General features: G+C 59.6%; 2 protein-coding genes. Both read left to right on the top strand.

What is annotated here, in order from left to right:
- A partial coding sequence (locus ACIOVB_RS20435; protein WP_401270808.1) for an electron transfer flavoprotein subunit beta/FixA family protein occupies positions 1-245 on the top strand: 245 nt, incomplete at its 5' end.
- Positions 246-247: 2 nt separating this feature from the next.
- Positions 248-995: electron transfer flavoprotein subunit alpha/FixB family protein (locus ACIOVB_RS20430; RefSeq protein WP_401270806.1), on the top strand; the 748-nt coding region annotated here is incomplete at its 3' end.

Here is a 995-nt window from a genome sequence, read left to right as displayed (position 1 = left end):
ATCTTCCTGCTATAGTCACCACCGACCTGCGTTTGAACGAGCCGCGCTACGCGTCCCTGCCAAACATCATGAAAGCCAAGAAGAAGCCTCTCGAAGTGCTGACTCCGGATGCTTTGGGCGTTTCCACCGCCTCCACCAACAAGACTCTGAAAGTCGAAGCGCCGGCTGCACGCAGCGCGGGTATCAAGGTCAAGTCGGTGGCTGAACTGGTCGAGAAACTGAAAAACGAAGCGAAGGTAATCTAATCATGACTATCTTGGTAATCGCCGAACACGACAACAAAGTGCTGGCTCCGGCCACGCTGAACACGGTTGCTGCCGCTGCCAAAATCGGCGGTGACATCCACGTTCTGGTTGCCGGCCAAGGCGCTGGCGCCGTGGCTGAAGCCGCTGCGAAAATCGCGGGCGTGAGCAAAGTCCTGAACGCTGACAACGCCGCTTACGCGCATCAGTTGCCGGAAAACGTTGCTCCTCTGGTGGCCGAACTCGGCGCTGGCTACAGCCACATCCTGGCTGCCGCCACTTCCAACGGCAAAAACATCCTGCCGCGCGTTGCCGCTGCGCTGGACGTTGACCAGATCTCCGAGATCATCTCGGTAGAGAGCGCTGATACTTTCAAGCGCCCGATCTACGCCGGTAACGCCATCGCTACCGTGCAATCGACCGCTGCGATCAAAGTGATCACCGTGCGTGCCACCGGTTTCGACCCGGTTGCTGCTGAAGGTGGTTCGGCTGCCGTTGAAGCGGTTGCTGCTGCGCACAACGCTGGGACTTCGAGCTTCGTTGGCGAAGAACTGGCCAAGTCTGATCGTCCAGAACTGACCGCTGCCAAGATCGTCGTTTCCGGCGGCCGCGGCATGCAGAACGGCGACAACTTCAAACACCTGTACGCTCTGGCAGACAAGCTGGGCGCTGCCGTCGGTGCTTCGCGCGCCGCGGTCGACGCAGGTTTCGTACCGAACGACATGCAGGTCGGTCAGACCGGCAAGATCGTTG

This window comes from Pseudomonas sp. NPDC087639 (assembly GCF_044743385.1).
Taxonomy (GTDB): Bacteria; Pseudomonadota; Gammaproteobacteria; order Pseudomonadales; family Pseudomonadaceae; genus Aquipseudomonas.
Note: the sequence above shows the minus strand (reverse complement) of the source record. Positions and strands in the feature narration are given on the sequence as shown.